This window comes from Sphingopyxis soli, assembly GCF_018682675.1.
Classification (GTDB): domain Bacteria; phylum Pseudomonadota; class Alphaproteobacteria; order Sphingomonadales; family Sphingomonadaceae; genus Sphingopyxis; species Sphingopyxis soli.
In genome coordinates, this window is sequence record NZ_JAFMTR010000054.1 from 45,417 (window position 1) to 62,260 (window position 16,844).

Sequence of the window (16,844 nt, forward strand, 5' to 3'; positions counted from 1 at the left end):
CCGCAATCCCAACAGGCAATGAAGCCGTCAGGATGCGCCCGCATGGCCGCCGTCCTGGCGGCTTTTTTATTGCCCGTCACACGAAGGGGACGGACGATGACGACTGCAACCACGGGAGCCGCGGCTTCCAAATCGAGCTTCTGGGCGAGCGGGCACTGGCCGACGCTGATCGCCGCCTTTCTCTATTTCGATCTCGCCTTCATGGTCTGGGTCATTCTTGGCCCGCTCGCGCCCTCGATTTCCGAAGACCTCGGACTGACGCCCGCACAAAAAGGCCTGATGGTCGCGGTCCCGACGCTCGCCGGCGCGGTACTGCGCGTCGTCAACGGGCTGCTCGTCGACCGCATCGGACCGAAGCGCTCGGGCGCGATCAGCCAGATTATCGTCATCGCCGGCCTGTTCGCGGCCTGGTCCTTCGGTGTCCACAGTTTCGCGGGCACGCTCGCGCTCGGCGTCATCCTCGGCTTCGCCGGTGCCAGCTTCGCGATCGCGCTGCCGCTTGCGAGCCGCTGGTACCCGCCCGAGCATCAGGGCAAGGCGATGGGCCTCGCCGGTATGGGCAACTCGGGCACCGTGCTCGCCGCGCTCTTCGCCCCCGGCCTCGCCAAGTTGTTCGGATGGAACGCCGTGCTCGGCCTCGCCTGCATCCCGCTGACGATCGCCTTCTTCATCTATCTCGCGATGGCGAAGGATGCGCCGAATGCGCCCGCGCCGAAGAAGCTTGTCGACTATTTCCAGCCGCTCAAGACCGCCGACGCCTGGTGGCTTATGGCCTTCTATTCGGTGACGTTTGGCGGCTTCGTCGGGCTCGCCGCCTCGCTTCCGGTGTATTTCACCGATCAGTTCCACCTGACCCCTGTGATCGCGGGCTATTGCACCGCGGCGTGCGTCTTCGCCGGATCGCTGGTGCGCCCGATGGGCGGTGCGCTCGCGGACCGGATCGGCGGCGTCAAGGCGCTGATGGCGGTGTTCGTCGTCGCGGCGCTCGCTCTCGCGGGCGTACCGCAAGCCGATAGCTTGCCCGCCGCGCTCGGCCTCTTCGTGATCGCGATGCTCGCGCTTGGCACCGGCAACGGCTCGGTGTTCCAGCTTGTGCCGCAGCGCTTCTCTGCCGAGATCGGCGTGATGACCGGGCTCGTCGGCATGGCGGGCGGCGTCGGCGGCTTCTACCTTGCCTCCTCGCTCGGCTTTGCGAAACAGTGGAGCGGCAGCTTCGGCCCCGGCTTCTATATCTTCGCCGGGCTTGCGGTCGTGGCGCTGGTCGCGCTGATCTTCGTCAAGGGCCAGTGGCGCGCGACCTGGGGCGCAGCCGAAGGCGTGCGGATCTAACCATGACCCGCACCCTTGTGATCTTGCTGGCGCTCGCGCCGGCCGGGGTGGCGCACGCCCGGGACGTCACCCTCAAGCCGCTCGGCGAAGCCCGGCTTCGCTATGAACAGGTCGATCAGGACGGCCTCGCCGCCGATGCCGACGCCCTGACCCTGCGCCTCCGCGCCGGGGTCGAGGCGAAAGCCGGGCGCTGGTCGGCGCTCGTCGAGGGTCAGGGCACCCTTGCAGTTGTTGACGATTATTTCGACGGCCTGCACGGGCCGGCTACGCGGCCGCTCGTCGCCGACCCCGAGAATATTGCCCTCGCCCGCGCCCAGATCCGCTACGCCTCGCCGAGCCTCGCGCTCACCGCGGGGCGCCAGCGGATCGCGCTCGACGACGAACGCTTCGTCGGTGCGGTGCCTTTCCGCCAGAACGGCCAGAGCTTCGACGCGCTACGCATCGAGATCACCCCGGCGAAGGGCATCAAGGCCGACCTGACCTACGCATGGAGCGTCCGCACCATCTGGGGCATCGACGGCGCCGGCGCGCGGCAGCAGGCGGTTTCGGGCGACAATCTGTTCGGCAATCTCAGCGTCCAGACGCCAATCGGCAAGGCGGTCGCCTTCGCCTATCTCGTCGACCAGGACGAGGCCGTAATGCAGGGCTTTCGCATGTCGAGCCAGAGCTACGGCGTGCGGCTCGACGGCAGCCAGAAGCTCGGCAAGGCGAAGATCGCGTATCAGCTCAGCTATGCGCGTCAGTCCGACTGGCACCGCAACCCCAATGATTATGCCGCCGACTATTGGCTCGCCGATGTCGCGATCGATCTTGGCGGCCCCCGGGTCGGCGCCGGGTACGAGATACTCGGCGCCGACAAGGGCGCGGCGCTGACCAGCTTCCAGACCCCGCTCGCCACCGGGTTCAAGTTCCAGGGCTGGGCCGACAAATTCCTCACCACCCCGCCCGACGGCGTGCGCGACCTTTATGCGAGCGCGGGCTGGGGCTGGAAGGCAGTCGGGCCGCTCAAGGCCGTGACGCTGCAGGCGGTCTACCACGACTATCGCAGCGACCGCGCCTCGCGTTCCTACGGCAACGAGATCGACCTCCTCGCGAGCGCCAAGCTCGGCAAATTCACCGCCTCCGCCCGTTACGCGCACTACGACGCCGACACTTTCGCCACCGATACCGACAAATTCTGGCTGCAACTGGACTGGATGCTCTGATGGAACATCGCCCCCTCAAGGCTGAAACCGATACGCGCGAGCATCTGGTCGTCATCGGCAACGGCATGGCCGGCTGCCGCGCGGTCGAGGAACTGATCGCCCGCGATCCGAACCGCTACCGCGTGACGATCTTCGGCGCCGAACCGCGGGTCAATTACAACCGCATCATGCTGTCGCCCGTACTGGCGGGCGAGAAAAGCTTCGACGACATCGTGATCAACGATGCGGGCTGGTATGCCGACAATGGCATCGCGCTGATCGCCGGCGATCCGGTTGCGCATATTGACCGCGACACGAAGACGGTGACGACGCGCAGCGGGCTCGCCGAAAGCTATGACCGGCTGCTGATCGCCACCGGCTCGGATCCCTTCATCATCCCGGTGCCCGGAAAGGATCTGCCCGGCGTCATTGCTTTCCGCGACATGGACGATGTCGACACGATGCTCGCCGCCGCCGATGCGGGCGGCGACGCCGTGGTGATCGGCGGCGGCCTGCTCGGGCTCGAAGCCGCGCACGGCCTCAGCTTGCGCGGCATGAAGGTCACCGTCATCCACCTGATGCCGACCCTGATGGAGCGCCAGCTCGACGAAGCCGCCGGCTGGCTGCTCAAAAATGCGCTCGAAGCGCGCGGGCAGACGATCCTGACCGGCGCCGACACTGCCGAAATTATCGGCACCGGGAAGGTCGAGGGGGTGAAGCTAAAGGACGGAACGCTGATCCCCGCCAGCCTCGTCGTGATGGCGGTCGGCATCCGCCCGTCGGTCGCTCTCGCCCGCGACGCCGGCCTCGCCGTCGGGCGCGGTATTCAGGTCGATGACCATATGGTGACGAGCGACCCCGCCGTACTCGCGGTGGGCGAATGCGTCGAGCATGACGGACAGGTTTACGGCCTCGTCGCGCCGCTGTGGGATATGTGCCGCAGCCTCGCCGACGGGCTCGTCGAACAGCCGACGGGCTATCGCGGCTCGTTCACATCGACCAAGCTCAAGGTGTCCGGGATCGACGTCTTTTCGGCGGGCGATTTCTCGGGCGGCGACGGATGCGAGGATATTGTCCTCCGCGACGCGAGCCGCGGCGTCTACAAGCGCGTGATCGTCAAGGGCGACCGCATCGTCGGCGCGGTGCTCTATGGCGACACCGCCGACGGCAACTGGTATTTCGACCTGCTCAAAAAACAGGAGGACGTGTCCGACCTCCGCGATCTCCTGATCTTCGGCCAGGCCTTCGCCGCGGGAGGCGGCGCCGCGGACCCTAAGGCGGCCGTTGCGGCGCTCTCGGACGATGCCGAGATTTGCGGCTGCAACGGCGTCACCAAGGGCCAGGTCGTCTCGTGCATCGCCAAAGGAGCGCACAGCCTCGACGCCGTGCGCGGCACCTGCAAGGCGTCGGCGAGCTGCGGATCATGCACTGGCCTCGTCGAGAATCTGCTCGCGCTGACGCTCGGAGACGATGTGCAGAGCGGACCGAAGACGATGTGCAAATGCACCAGCTTCGGGCACGACGATGTGCGCCGCGAAATCGTCGCGCAGGCGATGCGCTCGATCCCCGAGGTGATGCAGAAGCTGCACTGGACGACCCCCGATGGCTGTTCCTCGTGCCGCCCGGCGCTCAACTATTACCTGCTCTGCGCGCTGCCGGGTGAGTATGTCGACGACCAGCAGAGCCGCTTCGTCAACGAGCGCCTCCACGCCAATATCCAGAAGGACGGCACTTATTCGGTCGTCCCGCGCATGTGGGGCGGGCTCACCAACCCGACCGAGCTGCGCGCGATCGCCGACGTTGTCGAAAAGTACAACGCGCCGATGGTCAAGGTGACCGGCGGCCAGCGGCTCGACATCTTCGGCATCAAAAAGGAGGATCTGCCCGCGGTCTGGGCCGACCTCAATGCAGCCGGGATGGTCTCGGGCCACGCTTACGGCAAGGCGCTGCGCACCGTGAAGACCTGCGTCGGGTCCGAATGGTGCCGCTTCGGAACGCAGGATTCGACCGGCCTCGGCGTCAGGATCGAACGGATGAGCTGGGGCAGCTGGATGCCGCACAAGTTCAAGATCGCGGTGTCGGGCTGTCCGCGCAACTGCGCCGAGGCGACGATCAAGGACTTCGGCGTCGTCTGCGTCGACAGCGGCTACGAGCTGCACGTCGGCGGCAACGGTGGCATCCATGTGCGCGCCACCGACCTGCTCTGCAAGGTCGCGAACGAGCAGGAGGCGATGGATTATTGCGCCGCCTTCATCCAGCTTTACCGCGAAGAGGCGCGCTACCTCGAGCGCACCGCGCCATGGATCGAGCGCGTCGGACTCGCGCATATCGTGGCGCGCATCGTCGACGACGAACCGGGCCGCGAGGCGCTGCGCGCGCGCTTCCTCTATTCGCAGAGCTTCAGCCAGGACGACCCCTGGGCGCAGCGCGCCGAGGGCGCCGAGGCCGAGCATCATGCGCCGATGGCGCGCTTCATTCCGCAGGGAGAAACGGCATGAGCACCGCTGAATGGCTCGACATCGGCTGGATCGACCAGATCCCGGTGCGCGGCAGCCGCACCGTGCAGGTCGAGGGCGGCGACGACATCGCCGTCTTCCGCACCGCAGAGGGCAAGGTGTTTGCGCTGCTCGACCGCTGCCCGCACAAGCACGGCCGTCTCAGCCAAGGCATCGTCCACGGCGGCGCGGTCGCCTGCCCTTTGCACAATTGGCGGATCAGTCTGTCGACCGGCGAGGCGCTGGGCGACGACAAGGGCTGCACACCCACGGTGCCGGTCAAGATCGATGGCGGCCGCGTTCTCATCTGCCGCGCGAGCACGCTGAAGGCCGCCGCCTGATGACGGAGGCCGTCCGCACGACCTGCGCCTATTGCGGCGTCGGCTGCGGCATCCGCGCGACGGTAACGGGCGAACGGAGCGTCGAGATCGCGGGCGATCCCGACCATCCAGCTAACCGCGGCCGCCTCTGCTCCAAGGGTACGCATCTGGGCGAAACGGTGGGATTGGAAGGCCGCCTCCTCCATCCGACGATCGGCGCCAAGCGCGCGAGTTGGGACAAGGCGCTCGATCTCGTCGCGAAGCGGTTCAAGGAGACCATCGCGCGCCACGGTCCGGGCAGCGTCGCCTTTTACGTCTCGGGGCAACTTCTGACCGAGGACTATTATGTCGCGAACAAGCTGATGAAGGGGTTCATCGGCACGGCGAACATCGACACCAATTCGCGCCTGTGCATGTCGAGCGCGGTCGCGGGCCATATGCGCGCGTTCGGCGAAGATGTCGTCCCCGCGACCTATGACGATCTCGACGCCGCCGACCTCTTCGTCCTCGTCGGGTCAAACACCGCCTGGTGCCATCCGATCGTCTATCAGCGCATCCGCGCACGCTGCGAGGCGGGCGCCAAGCTCGTCGTCATCGATCCGCGCCGTACCGAGACCGCCGAAGAGGCCGACCTGCATTTGGCCGTCCGTCCCGGCAGCGATGTCGCGTTGATGAACGGGCTGCTCCAGCATTGCCGCGAAACCGGCATCGTCGATGAGGATTATCTGGCCGCGCACGTCGCGGCTCCCGCAGAATATTGGGACCAGCTTGGAGAGGGGAATGACCTGTGGTCGGTGGCGCGCATTTGCGATGTCCCCGCCGCCGACCTCAGGCATTTCTACGAGCTGTTCGCCGCGAACCCGCGCACCGTCACCTTGTTCAGCCAGGGGATCAACCAGTCGACTGCAGGCACCGATCAGGTCAACGCGATCACCAATCTCCACCTCGCAACCGGGCGCATCGGCAAGCCGGGCGCCGCGCCCTTCTCGATCACCGGTCAGCCCAACGCGATGGGCGGACGCGAGGTCGGCGGGCTCGCCTCGACGCTCGCCGCGCATATGGACTTCTCGCCCGAGAACCGCGCCCGCGTCCAGCGCTTCTGGGCCGCACCGACGATCGCCGAAAAGCCGGGCCTCAAAGCCGTCGACCTGTTTCGCGCCATTGGCGAAGGACGGATCAAGGCGCTGTGGGTGATGGCGACCAACCCCGCCGTATCGATGCCCGACGGAAATGCGGTGCGCGAGGCACTCGCCGCCTGCCCCTTCGTGGTCGTTAGCGACGTGATCGAAAAGACCGACACCGGGTCCTTCGCCCATGTCCGGCTGCCCGCGGCGGCTTGGGGCGAGAAGGACGGCACCGTCACCAACAGCGACCGCACGATCAGCCGCCAGCGCGCGCTCTTCGCGCTCCCCCGCGAAGCGATGCCCGACTGGTGGATCGTCAAGGAGGTCGGCCGGCGGATGGGATGGAAGACCGCCTTCGCCTACGACCGCCCCGCCGACATCTGGCGCGAGCATTGCCGCCTCTCGACCTACGACAATGACGGCGCACGCCTCTTCGCGCTGCCCGGCGCGGCGCAGGGCGGCACCGCCGCCTATGACGAGATGGAACCCTTCCGCTGGGGCGGCGATCATCCCTTCGCCGACGGCCGCTTCTCCACGGAGGACGGTCGTGCACGCCTCGTCCCGATCACGCAGAAACCCCTACCCGCCCCCCTCACCAAATGGCCACTGACGCTCAACACGGGCCGCTACCGCGATCAGTGGCACACCATGACGCGCACAGGCCTTGCCCCGAAACTGGCGCGTCACCGCGAGGAGCCGCTCGTCGAGATCCATCCCGACGACGGCTCCCGCCTCGGCCTCACCGACGGCGGGCTCGCGCGCGTCGAGACGCCGCAGGGCGACAGCCTCTACCGCGTCGCCTTTCACTCCGGTCAGCGCCACGGTGAATTGTTCGTGCCGATCCACTGGACCGACCGCACGGCAAGCGGCGGCCGCACCGGGCTGCTCCCGCGCCCGCTCGTCGATCCCGTGTCGGGCCAGCCGGGGTTCAAGCGCACCCCGGCGTCGATCGCCGCGGTGGTGCCCAGGTGGCGCGGCTTTCTGCTCCTCTCGCGCGAGCTGGCCAGCGCGCCGCGCTGCCTGTGGGCGACACGAGTCGCGGTTCCTGCGGGCGTCATGTGGGAGCTGGCCGGCAATGGCGATCTCAAGGCGATCGAAGCGCTGCTTCCCAAGGGGGAGCGGATCGAGGCGCAGGATGCTGCACGCGGCACCAAGCGCATCGCCATCGTCGCGAATGGACGTCTGTCGGGCGCCCTGTTCGTTACCGAGACCGGCGAACTGCCTTCCCGCGACTGGCTGATCGCGCAGCTATCGGCGCCACAGGTCGCGCCAACGCTGCTCGCGGGCCGTGCCCCGGGAGCCCAAGCTGACCGCGGCCCGATCATCTGCGTCTGCTTCGACGTCGGGCTGAGGACCATCGTCGCCGCCATCCGCGACCAGAAACTCGCCGACGTCGCCGCGATCGGCGGCGCGCTCGGTGCCGGAACCAACTGCGGCTCCTGCCGTCCCGCGCTCGCGCGCATCCTGGCCGAGGAGACCAGCAATGCAGCCTGACGATTTCGCGAGCGGCACCGTGTGGCTCGTCGGCGCCGGCCCCGGCGACCCGGAGCTTCTGACGATGAAGGCGGTGCGATTGATTGAGCGCGCCGACATCGTCTTTTACGACGCGCTGGTTGGCGATGGCGTGCTCGCGCTTATCCCGGCCAGGACCGAGATGGTCAGCGTCGGCAAACGATCGGGCCGCCATTCGAAAGACCAGCGCACGATCGACGCGATGCTGGTCGAAGCGGCGGCCGCCGGCAAGCGCGTGGTACGCCTGAAAGGCGGCGACCCCTCGATCTTCGGCCGATCGACCGAAGAACTCTCCGCCTTGCGCGAAGCCGGGTATATTGCCCGCATCTGCCCGGGCATCACCACCGCGTGCGCCGCCGCAGCGTCTGCCGGCATCTCTCTCACGCTCCGCGGCGTCGCCCGCGATGTGCGGTTCGTCACCGCACATAGCAGGCACGGCGCAGCGCTCGATATCGACTGGCCCTCGCTCGCCAACGGCGGGTCAACCCTTGCCTTCTACATGGGGCGCGACGCCGCCGGCGAGATCATGCGCGGGCTCACGCGCGCCGGCATGCGCGGCGACATCCCGGTGATGATCGCTTGCCACGTCAGCAGCCCGGACGAGCGCCGACTGGCAACGCGGCTCGACCTGCTCGAGCTTGCGACCCGGTCGTTCGCGGCCGACGCGCCTACGCTGATCCTGGTCGGCGAGGTTGTCGATCAAGGCACCTCCGAGCTCGCGATTTCGGAAGCGTACGGGAGACAGATGCATGGGTAAGCATGCGACCATCCTGACATCCGGCGCTTGCGCGGCTTCCATCGATTTCGACGGGGCCTTGGCGATCCTCGCCGCGCATGCCCGTCCCCTCGGCAAGGAAAGCGTCGCGTTGGCCGATGCGGGCGGGCGCCATCTCGCTGCACCGGTGCTTGCGCGGATCGACGCCCCGCGGCGCGACTGCGCGGCCATGGACGGCTATGCGGTCCGCGACGCCGACCTGAAGAACGGCACTATATTCTTGCGTTCGAGGGGCACGAGCTACGCGGGCGGCGCCAAGCCGGGTGCAATCTCGGCGGGAGAAACCTGGCGCGTAATGACGGGCGCACCCCTGCCTCATGGTAGCGACCGTGTCGTGATGATCGAACATTGCCGGCATCGCGGCGAGCTTGTGGCGCTCGACGCTGCGCCGCTCGGCAAGCCGCACGTCCGGAAGGCCGGCTCGGATTTTGTTGCGGGCGATGAGCTCCTCGCTGCGGGCACGAGGATGACGGCGGCGCGGCGGGTCGTGGCTTCCGCCGCCGACCATTCGGAGGTCGAAGTATGGCGCCGTCCGCGTATCCTGCTGGTCGCGACCGGCGACGAAATCCTCGCGCCGGGGTGCGCATCGCGGATGCCTAATGCGATCCCGGACAGTCTCAGCGGGGCAATCGAGCAAATGTGCGTCTTGGCAGGTGCAGATGTCGTCGCGAGGCTCCGACTTCCTGACAATGAGCAGGCGATTGCCGAAGCGCAGCAAGAGGCCTCCGCCGACGTGGTCGTCGTCATCGGCGGCGCCTCACGCGGCGACCGCGATTTTGGGCGGTCGGCCTTCGCATCACTCGGACTGGGAGTCGCTTTTGCCGATGTCGCCATCAAACCCGGCAAGCCGGTTTGGTATGGCCGGTTGGGACAAACGCATGTTCTCGGGTTGCCGGGAAACCCGACTGCGGCCTTTACCGTCGCCTCGCTCTTCCTCGCGCCGCTCATCGCGGGCCTGTCCGGAGGAAAGATATCGGACGCGCTGCCCTGGCAGCTCAGGCACTCGACAAGGCCGATCCCGCCAAATGGACCGCGCGAGGCATTTCTCTGCGCATCGCTATCCTACGAGGGCGCCGCCATTTGCGATCGCCAGGATGCGTCGGGACAGGCCATGCTCGGTCTCGCCGATTGCCTCGTTCGCCGCCCCGCCCACGCTCCCACGGCAAATGTGGGCGATCTCGTACCGGTGTTGCCGCTGTGCTGATGGGCCTGTTGATCGAGCGATTGTGCAACCGAGAGGCTCCAGATCGTCCGGCAACGCAAGCGCAATCTGCCAGCCTCAAAGCGACACTCGCAGCAATTGGGCAAAAGATCGAAAGCGACAGCGGAGAGACACTGTCTAGGGTAGAGAGCAAGATCTGGAACACCGCAGCGGTGATCTCCTACATGGCGCCTGGGTCCGGAGATCATGCACCCGCAAATGCCAAGGTTCTCAGCTGGGCAGCCGCCCGTGCCGGTTTCGAAGATATGGGCCTGCCGGACGCAGCGACATTCGTGACATCCCTGGTAACCGAACTCGCCTTTCGAACCGAAATTGATCCTCGCGACCGCCGTGGCGAATCCGACTCCCTCGTGAGGCTTGCCACGCTGAAACGGCAGTTTTCAGCTATCGAAGAGGAGCACGACCTCTGGGACCTGCTACGAAAGTTGATCGAGCGAACCGCGCGCTAACCTTGCGCTCTCAGCTAAAAAATGCGCCCGCCGAATGAAACCGGCGGGCGCAAGATGAAGATTTCCGTCCCCTTTCGAGGAAGAGCTCTTCTGGGTCGCGCAGCGCAATTAGCGCGACGTCCCGATTCTCGATTGTATGAAAGCGCCAAAACGGCAGCCAGTCTCATGGCGTTGAGCGATGGCAAGCGACGGAGCTGGCCGTTAGCGGTCAGGCGGCCACTGGTGATTGGGGCGCCACAAGCGGGAGTAATATGTAACTGCGTTGCCGTGATCCTGAGGAAATTTGACGTCCGCTTTCAGGCGGTGCGCGGTACCCGTCGCAACGACCGACATGAGGCGCAAACCCGCCGAACAAAAACGGCGACCCGAGAGGGCCGCCGTAGTAAAAATGGAGGAGCCCTCCATTCAGGTCGCGCTTCGCCAATATCGGAAATTAGCCTGCTGGCCAGAGGAAAGCAGGTCGCCGTAACGGAATCTGTGGCCATGATGCAGCAGGGCAACACATTGTAACCCACGCAACTAATTTGTTCGCGGGCATCCAGCCAAGCTCGCTGCGGGGATGCGAACGTCGTAGCGGCAAGCGTGATCATCGCATGCGATCCGAGCCTGACAGCTCGGAATCTCGGCGCTTGAGCAACCATACATGCGCATTTACGTTTATTGCACATATTTCACTTATTGCATTTATGGATTTGATCTTATATAGGGCCGAGCCCGGCAGCGAGGAGAATGATATGAGCGATCAGGAGCTTTCCCAGCGGCCCCCTACAGAGACGGAAGTGCGACAGGCATCGGAAGCGGCGCGCGCGCTTGCGAAGGCGCTTACGCCTAAGGGTCTGCCTTTTTCCGTGCAGCGAAACGGCGACCGGACCGAGGTAGACTTGCCGCCGGCGCTCGGACAGCTGGTCCTCGACGTGTTGACGCATGTCGCTCGCGGCGAAATGGTGACCTTCGTTCCCTATGGGGCGGAATTGACCACGAAAGAGGCGGCCGACCTTCTGAATGTTTCTCGCCCCTTTCTCGTTTCAATGCTGAGCGAAGGGAAGATACCGTTCCACAAGGTGGGATCGCATCGGCGCGTTCGAGCGAGCGACGTACTCGCGTTCCGCGCGCAGCGGGATGTGGAACGGAGCGGAGCGCTCGCCGACCTCCAGCGCCTCGGCCAGGAGTTCGATGCGGATTGAGGTGCCTAGCCGACCGTTTCGTCGTCGTTCTTGACGCGAATGTGCTTTATCCGTTCAGGATAAGGGACGCCCTGCTCCGGTTCGCCGAAGCAGGGCTGTTCCGCGCGCGCTGGTCACCGGCCATAATTGACGAATGGCGCCGCAACCTCGTCGCCCAACAGCCGGAATTTGAAGCCAGCATCGACGCCCAGATCGCTGCAATGCGGATCGCCTTTCCCGAAGGGTGCGTCACCTGTCAAACGGCGTTCAAAAGGGACCCCCGATCGGCGTCGAAGAGGGACCCCCTTTTCGGATATGATGCTGGTTTGTTGAAGATGGCCTTGCGCTGCGTGCGGCGGAGGGCGGGCGTAGCCCGACCGGAGGCGCGCGCAGCGCAAGATAGATTTTTGAAGGCGCCGAAGGTGGCTGTCAGCTGCGGTTTTTGAAGCGCCAGCTGTCGTTGCCCGTCTCGACGATATCGCAGTGGTGGGTGACGCGGTCGAGCAGCGCCGTGGTCATCTTGGGATCGCCGAACACGGTCGGCCATTCACCGAAGGCGAGGTTCGTGGTGATGATGACGCTGGTGCGCTCATAAAGCTTGCTGATGAGGTGGAACAGCAACTGCCCTCCCGAGCGGGCGAACGGCAGATAACCGAGCTCGTCGAGCACGATCAGGTCGAGCCGCGACAGCTGCGCCGCCAGGGTCCCGCCTTTGCCGATCCGGGTCTCCTCTTCGAGGCGTGTCACCATCCGTGGCCACGCCGAACAGCTCGTCGACCGCTATTCGGAGCGCAGAGAGTCCGCGGTGACGCCTCTCGAACTCGCCACTTTGCCGCGAAGCTGATCTTCCTTGGATGTTCCGCAGGAGATGGGAACGCCTTCCAGGCGCACCGAAAAGTCCGATATTGGCAAGTTGGAGAATCCGTAGCGCAGCGAACGATCGTCGAGCAAGCATGGCGGGTACGTATAAGATGCTCACAGTCCTGTTAAACTTTCTGCCGGTCTCTCCGTTATGATCGAAATGCTGTTTCGCTCTCAAACTTTGCCGTATAACGCGCCGCAACACTGAGCAGTCGCGATGCCATCAAACGATACCATTCGGCCGGTTCGCCGGGCCCAACACCGCGTCGCTCTGTTACTGACCGGGGCGCTGTTATACTTCACCCTCGCTGCTGGCACGATCCTTCTCACGAGTGACGGCAAGAGCCACGCAACCGTGTGGCTAGCTGATGCGGCGATCCTTGCGCTTTTGCTGAGCCGACCGAAATCGGATTGGCCGCTCGCACTTGCGTTGGGATGGGCAGCAAATCTTGGCGCCAACGGCCTGACCCGTGAATGGGCGCCGGGAATTACTTTGTATGGCCTTATAAACATGGCTCAAGTTCTTCTTGCGGCCTGGACATTACGTCGTTGCTCGCAAAAAGGCGAGATTCTTGCCAATGCTCGTGCGACATTCACCTTTCTCATCTGCGGCGGGCTCATTGCACCCGCAGTAGGCGCGATCGCCGGGTCGACGGTATCCTGGGTGAACTATGGCGAGGCATTTCTACCTTCGCTAGAGCGTTGGTACTCAAGCAACGCGCTCGGCATTGTTATCCTGACACCCTTTCTAAAATCATGGTTCGACGGGAGCTATGTATCGGCGCTCCGTATGCGCGGCTCGCGAAAGCGCGCAGAAGATCTGTTCCTCTTGCTGTTTCACACAGCCGTCAGCGCGTTTGTCTTCGGCCAAAGCGGTCTCCCGCTTTTGTTCGCGCCCCTCTGCAGCCTCCTCCTGCTAGCTTTCCGGTCAGGTCGCCTCGCCACGCAAGCGGGGGTGGTTATCGTTGGGATTTCCGGCGCGCTTGCCGCAGTCTACCATCTCGGACCGGTTGCCTTGGTGCAGGGCGGCCCGGTTTTCGAAGCGATCTTCTTCCAGTCCTATCTCGCCATTTTGCTCGGGACAGCACTGCCTGTGACCGCTCTCGTTGCCTCGCGCGCGGAGGCGTTGGCCGAGGCAGCGCGTCGGGAAGAAATGCTGCGGATGATTCTAGACCATTCCCCCGACGCGATCCTCAGTTTCGATGATGGCGGCAGTTGCCGTTGGGCCGATGGAGCGACCGACGAGCTGCTGGGATTAAGTGCTGGGTCCTGCCGCGGTGCCTTGATCGACGAGCTTGCGCTGAAGATCGGTCCGGTCCTGGCTAAACTATGCCGCGCCGCCCTTGCCGATCCCGCCGAAACCCAGATCGCCGATTTCGCTCCCACCAATCTCGAGGGTCGCACGCTCGAGGCGACGGTCAAGGCGGTTATGTCGGACGAAAAAGTGGTCGGAACAGTTGCGACTGTCCGTGACGTGACGGCGCAGCGAGCGCGCGAGCGGGAGATCGCGCGCCTCGCAATGACGGATCCCCTCACCAAAATTCCTAATCGCGCCGGCTTCGATGCAGCCATTGAGCGCGTTCCGATCAAGGGAGAGGCAGCCTGTATTGCCTTGATCGATATAGATAATTTCAAGGGCATAAATGACCGGTTCGGTCACAAGGCTGGCGATCGCGCGTTGGTCGAACTGGCCGCGGCTATTGTGCGTCTTTCCGGTAGCGATCATCTTGTGGCGCGATTGGGCGGTGACGAATTCCTGATCCTATTGGCTGGCGACATCACAGCAGCGCAACGTTTTTTCGGAGGGCTTCAAAGCGAGATCGCTATCCTTTCGGCATCGCTTGAGTTCGATATCACCATTAGTGGCGGGATTGCAGAACTGCATGCGTTGGCAGAAATTGACAGCGTATTTGAAGAAGCGGATCGGCGACTTTATCGCTCAAAGCGGGACGGGCGAAACCGGGTGACGGCGACCGCGTAATAGCGATCGTTGAATAGGACCGCGTTTAGCCTCCGAGGCCGGAACTTACCGCTCATGCCACCGGCGCGCTTGCGCCGGTCACGATTTCAGGGCGAGGCGCGATCATCCCCTGCAGCCGCTGTGCGGGAAATTGCGATTGCCGGGCCGGTCGGGCCTGCGCTAATATTGCGCGGCGGTGGGGAGGCGCAAACAGGGCAATGGAACAGGTGGGGACTCCATGTCGTGGCCAGTCCGCAGCTTACGCGTCTGTGTTCGGCCCGTTTCAACTCCGCGCGCCCGATCACCATGAAATTTCGATTACCAACCGCCGCGCCCGGGCTTTGCTTGCCATATTATGCCTTGTCGGCGACGAAGTGATCGAGCGCGATTTCCTGAGCAAGCTCTTGTGGCCCGGCCGCTTCGAGGCCCACGCCAGGGCCAGCCTGCGCCAATGTTTGCTCGATCTGGGCAAGCTGCTTGCGCCGCACGGAGCGGGCATATTGAACGTCTCGCGCAGCAGCGTCGCGCTGCGGCCCGGTGCCGTCACGACCGATCTTGCGGCGCTGGAGCGCGCGCTGGCGAGTGGGGATTTTCCTGCGGCGATCGCGCAGATCGACGCGATCGGGACGAAACCGATCCTCGACCAGATGGATTTCGGCGCCGCCTTCAACCAGTGGCTGGCGCGGCGCAGCGGCGATGCCGAGCGGCGGCTGCATGCGGCGGTCGAGGCCGGACTGGCCACGCTGGAGCGGGCCGGGGATCGCGACACGTCCGCGCGGCTGCGCGACGCATGGTCCGCTCGCGGTCCCGAAGCGCCCCCCGTCCCGGCCGCGGCGGCGGGCGGCGGACGGACGAGAATCGCGGTGCTGCCCTTCCAATCGGTCGGTGGGGGCGGTGCCCCCGATTATTTCGCCGACGGCGTCGTCGAGGAACTCATCACGGCGCTGGGACAGGTGCCGCAATTGCTGGTCGCCGGGCGAACCTCGTCCTTCCATTTCCGGGATTCGCCGCTGGCCCCGCCCGACATCGCGAAAGCCCTGCGCGTCTCGCACCTTGTCGAGGGTTCGGTCCAGCGACAGGGCGAAAGGCTGCGCGTCCATATCCACCTGATCGACGGGGCGACGGGTTTCGAAAGCTGGGCCCAGCGGTACGACGGATCGCTCGACGGGATATTCGCGTTGCAGGCGACCGTGGCGCAGGCGGTCACCAATGCGGTCGGCAATGTCCTGGGCATCGCGATGGCGCCGCCGCCGGCACGCGGCATGACCGGCAGCAAAAAGGCCTATGACCTGTTTCTGCAAGGCCGGTCGTTGAGCGCGCGGGTGTTTGGCGACGGGCTGTTGGAGACGGCCGTCGATCTGCTCGAACAGGCCGTCGCGCTCGACCCGCAGTTTGCCGAGGCCTGGGTCGCGCTGGCCGAGGCGCACCAACTGATCGCGGTCTACACCCCCTGCCTCGATCGTCGCGCAGCATCGGAACGCATGGCCGATTGCGCGCGCACTGCGATCGGACTCGCCCCCGGCCTTGGCTACGCCTATTCGCTGCTCGGCGTTCACCAGTGGACGCAGAACGACGTCGTCGGCGCGCTCGATCTGGCGTTCCAGGGCTATCGGCTCGAACCGAACAATCCGGCGGTCTGCATGCGGCTGGGTTCGTTCCTGCTCTATTGCGGACGCACTACCGAAGCGATGCAATATGTCGAGGCGGCGATCGATCAGGACCCGGTCGATGGCCGCAAGTTCAACCTGCGATCGGTCGGCCGGTTCAACCTGGGGGATATCGACGCAGCGATCGAGGCGGGACAGCGCATGGTCGACCTCGGCTTTCCGTCGATGTGGCTCGCGGTGGCCACCGCCGCGTCGGGGCAGCACGATCTGGCCGTCGAGCAATATCAGCAAACCCGCATGCTACTGAACAAGGTCATTTTCCCGCCCGCCGGGACCGATCCGATGCCCCCCGCGATGATGGACGCCTATTGGCACGTCGCGGCGCAAGGCGTGTGCAGCGGCCGCGACGAGGATCGCGCGACCTATTGTGCGATGCTCGACATGATGCAGACGCAATTGCACGACCCCGCCGACGCCTCGATCGTCCTGCCCGCGATCTTCATGGGCTACCCCGAACGGCTGTTCGAGGCCGTTAGCCATGCAATCTCGCCCGCGAACACGCTCTGCCTGCTGTCGATCTGGGCCGATGTCGATCCGATCCGGCGGATCTGGCAGCATCCCGAATTCATTCCCTTTGCCCAGCGCATCGGCCTGGCGGCCGCTTGGGACAAATATGGCTGGCCCGACCTGCTCCCTGCGCCCAGCAATCGTCTGGAAACATCACCCCTCTTGCCGAATTGACGCGCGCTTGACGCTTTATTGACGATGGGCCGATTGACGGCTGACGCTACGGAAATGCAAAGTCCGCAGCGGGCATAACAGACATTTTGAAGGCGCATGGCG

Annotated in this window: 11 protein-coding genes and 1 pseudogene; 11 read left to right on the top strand and 1 reads right to left on the bottom strand. The window is 65.1% G+C overall.

Going from position 1 to position 16,844, the window contains the following annotated elements; all coding sequences use genetic code 11:
* Positions 1 to 96: 96 nt before the first annotated feature.
* The 9 genes from J1N50_RS07950 (at position 97) to J1N50_RS17770 (ending at position 11,594) form a co-directional block, all read left to right on the top strand.
* Positions 97 to 1,329: a nitrate/nitrite transporter gene (locus J1N50_RS07950; protein WP_215352407.1), complete on the top strand. Its 1,233-nt coding sequence runs from the start codon at positions 97 to 99 to the stop codon at positions 1,327 to 1,329.
* Positions 1,330 to 1,331: 2 nt separating this feature from the next.
* A complete protein-coding gene (locus J1N50_RS07955) occupies positions 1,332 to 2,534 on the top strand; it encodes an alginate export family protein (protein ID WP_215352415.1) in 1,203 nt (400 codons plus the stop codon).
* Positions 2,534 to 5,011 (top strand): nitrite reductase large subunit NirB, encoded by a 2,478-nt coding sequence (gene nirB / locus J1N50_RS07960; protein WP_215352418.1) that lies wholly within the window; start codon positions 2,534 to 2,536, stop codon positions 5,009 to 5,011. The genes J1N50_RS07955 and nirB overlap by 1 nt, the downstream gene beginning before the upstream one ends.
* Complete coding sequence (nirD, locus tag J1N50_RS07965; RefSeq protein WP_215352426.1) at positions 5,008 to 5,349, top strand: nitrite reductase small subunit NirD; 342 nt, start codon at positions 5,008 to 5,010, stop codon at positions 5,347 to 5,349. Before nirB ends, nirD begins: the two co-directional genes overlap by 4 nt.
* Positions 5,349 to 7,946: a nitrate reductase gene (locus tag J1N50_RS07970; protein WP_058457376.1), complete on the top strand. Its 2,598-nt coding sequence runs from the start codon at positions 5,349 to 5,351 to the stop codon at positions 7,944 to 7,946. Before nirD ends, J1N50_RS07970 begins: the two co-directional genes overlap by 1 nt.
* A complete protein-coding gene (cobA, locus tag J1N50_RS07975) occupies positions 7,936 to 8,721 on the top strand; it encodes a uroporphyrinogen-III C-methyltransferase (RefSeq protein ID WP_058457375.1) in 786 nt (261 codons plus the stop codon). The genes J1N50_RS07970 and cobA overlap by 11 nt, the downstream gene beginning before the upstream one ends.
* A complete protein-coding gene (locus J1N50_RS07980; protein WP_215352428.1) occupies positions 8,714 to 9,943 on the top strand; it encodes a molybdopterin molybdotransferase MoeA in 1,230 nt (409 codons plus the stop codon). Before cobA ends, J1N50_RS07980 begins: the two co-directional genes overlap by 8 nt.
* Positions 9,943 to 10,410, top strand: coding sequence for a hypothetical protein (locus tag J1N50_RS07985; protein WP_058457373.1), 468 nt, complete (start codon positions 9,943 to 9,945; stop codon positions 10,408 to 10,410). The genes J1N50_RS07980 and J1N50_RS07985 overlap by 1 nt, the downstream gene beginning before the upstream one ends.
* Before the next feature lie 734 nt (positions 10,411 to 11,144).
* Positions 11,145 to 11,594 carry a helix-turn-helix domain-containing protein gene (locus J1N50_RS17770; protein ID WP_058457364.1) on the top strand — a complete coding sequence of 150 codons (450 nt, stop codon included), beginning with the start codon at positions 11,145 to 11,147 and terminating at the stop codon, positions 11,592 to 11,594.
* Between the two features lie 408 nt (positions 11,595 to 12,002).
* Here the strand turns inward: J1N50_RS17770 and J1N50_RS08000 are convergent.
* A pseudogene (locus tag J1N50_RS08000) lies at positions 12,003 to 12,323 on the bottom strand (ATP-binding protein); the annotation flags it as partial.
* 328 nt (positions 12,324 to 12,651) lie between these two features.
* On the opposite strand from J1N50_RS08000, the gene J1N50_RS08005 reads away from it, so the two are divergent.
* Together J1N50_RS08005 and J1N50_RS08010 are read left to right on the top strand one after the other, a co-directional pair.
* On the top strand, positions 12,652 to 14,415 hold the full coding sequence (locus J1N50_RS08005; RefSeq protein ID WP_137867056.1) for a sensor domain-containing diguanylate cyclase: 1,764 nt from the start codon (positions 12,652 to 12,654) through the stop codon (positions 14,413 to 14,415).
* Positions 14,416 to 14,663: 248 nt separating this feature from the next.
* The gene (locus J1N50_RS08010) at positions 14,664 to 16,742 is read left to right on the top strand and encodes a hypothetical protein (protein WP_058801293.1); all 2,079 of its coding nucleotides are present in this window, start codon (positions 14,664 to 14,666) and stop codon (positions 16,740 to 16,742) included.
* The last annotated feature ends 102 nt before the right edge of the window (positions 16,743 to 16,844 follow it).

Bases quoted from the DNA above. Each gene is read 5' to 3' on its own strand.
- J1N50_RS07950 (WP_215352407.1), top strand. From the start codon at position 97: ATGACGACTGCAACCACGGGAGCCGCGGCTTCCAAATCGAGCTTCTGG.
- J1N50_RS07955 (WP_215352415.1), top strand. From the start codon at position 1,332: ATGACCCGCACCCTTGTGATCTTGCTGGCGCTCGCGCCGGCCGGGGTG.
- nirB (WP_215352418.1), top strand. From the start codon at position 2,534: ATGGAACATCGCCCCCTCAAGGCTGAAACCGATACGCGCGAGCATCTG.
- nirD (WP_215352426.1), top strand. From the start codon at position 5,008: ATGAGCACCGCTGAATGGCTCGACATCGGCTGGATCGACCAGATCCCG.
- J1N50_RS07970 (WP_058457376.1), top strand. From the start codon at position 5,349: ATGACGGAGGCCGTCCGCACGACCTGCGCCTATTGCGGCGTCGGCTGC.
- cobA (WP_058457375.1), top strand. From the start codon at position 7,936: ATGCAGCCTGACGATTTCGCGAGCGGCACCGTGTGGCTCGTCGGCGCC.
- J1N50_RS07980 (WP_215352428.1), top strand. From the start codon at position 8,714: ATGGGTAAGCATGCGACCATCCTGACATCCGGCGCTTGCGCGGCTTCC.
- J1N50_RS07985 (WP_058457373.1), top strand. From the start codon at position 9,943: ATGGGCCTGTTGATCGAGCGATTGTGCAACCGAGAGGCTCCAGATCGT.
- J1N50_RS17770 (WP_058457364.1), top strand. From the start codon at position 11,145: ATGAGCGATCAGGAGCTTTCCCAGCGGCCCCCTACAGAGACGGAAGTG.
- J1N50_RS08005 (WP_137867056.1), top strand. From the start codon at position 12,652: ATGCCATCAAACGATACCATTCGGCCGGTTCGCCGGGCCCAACACCGC.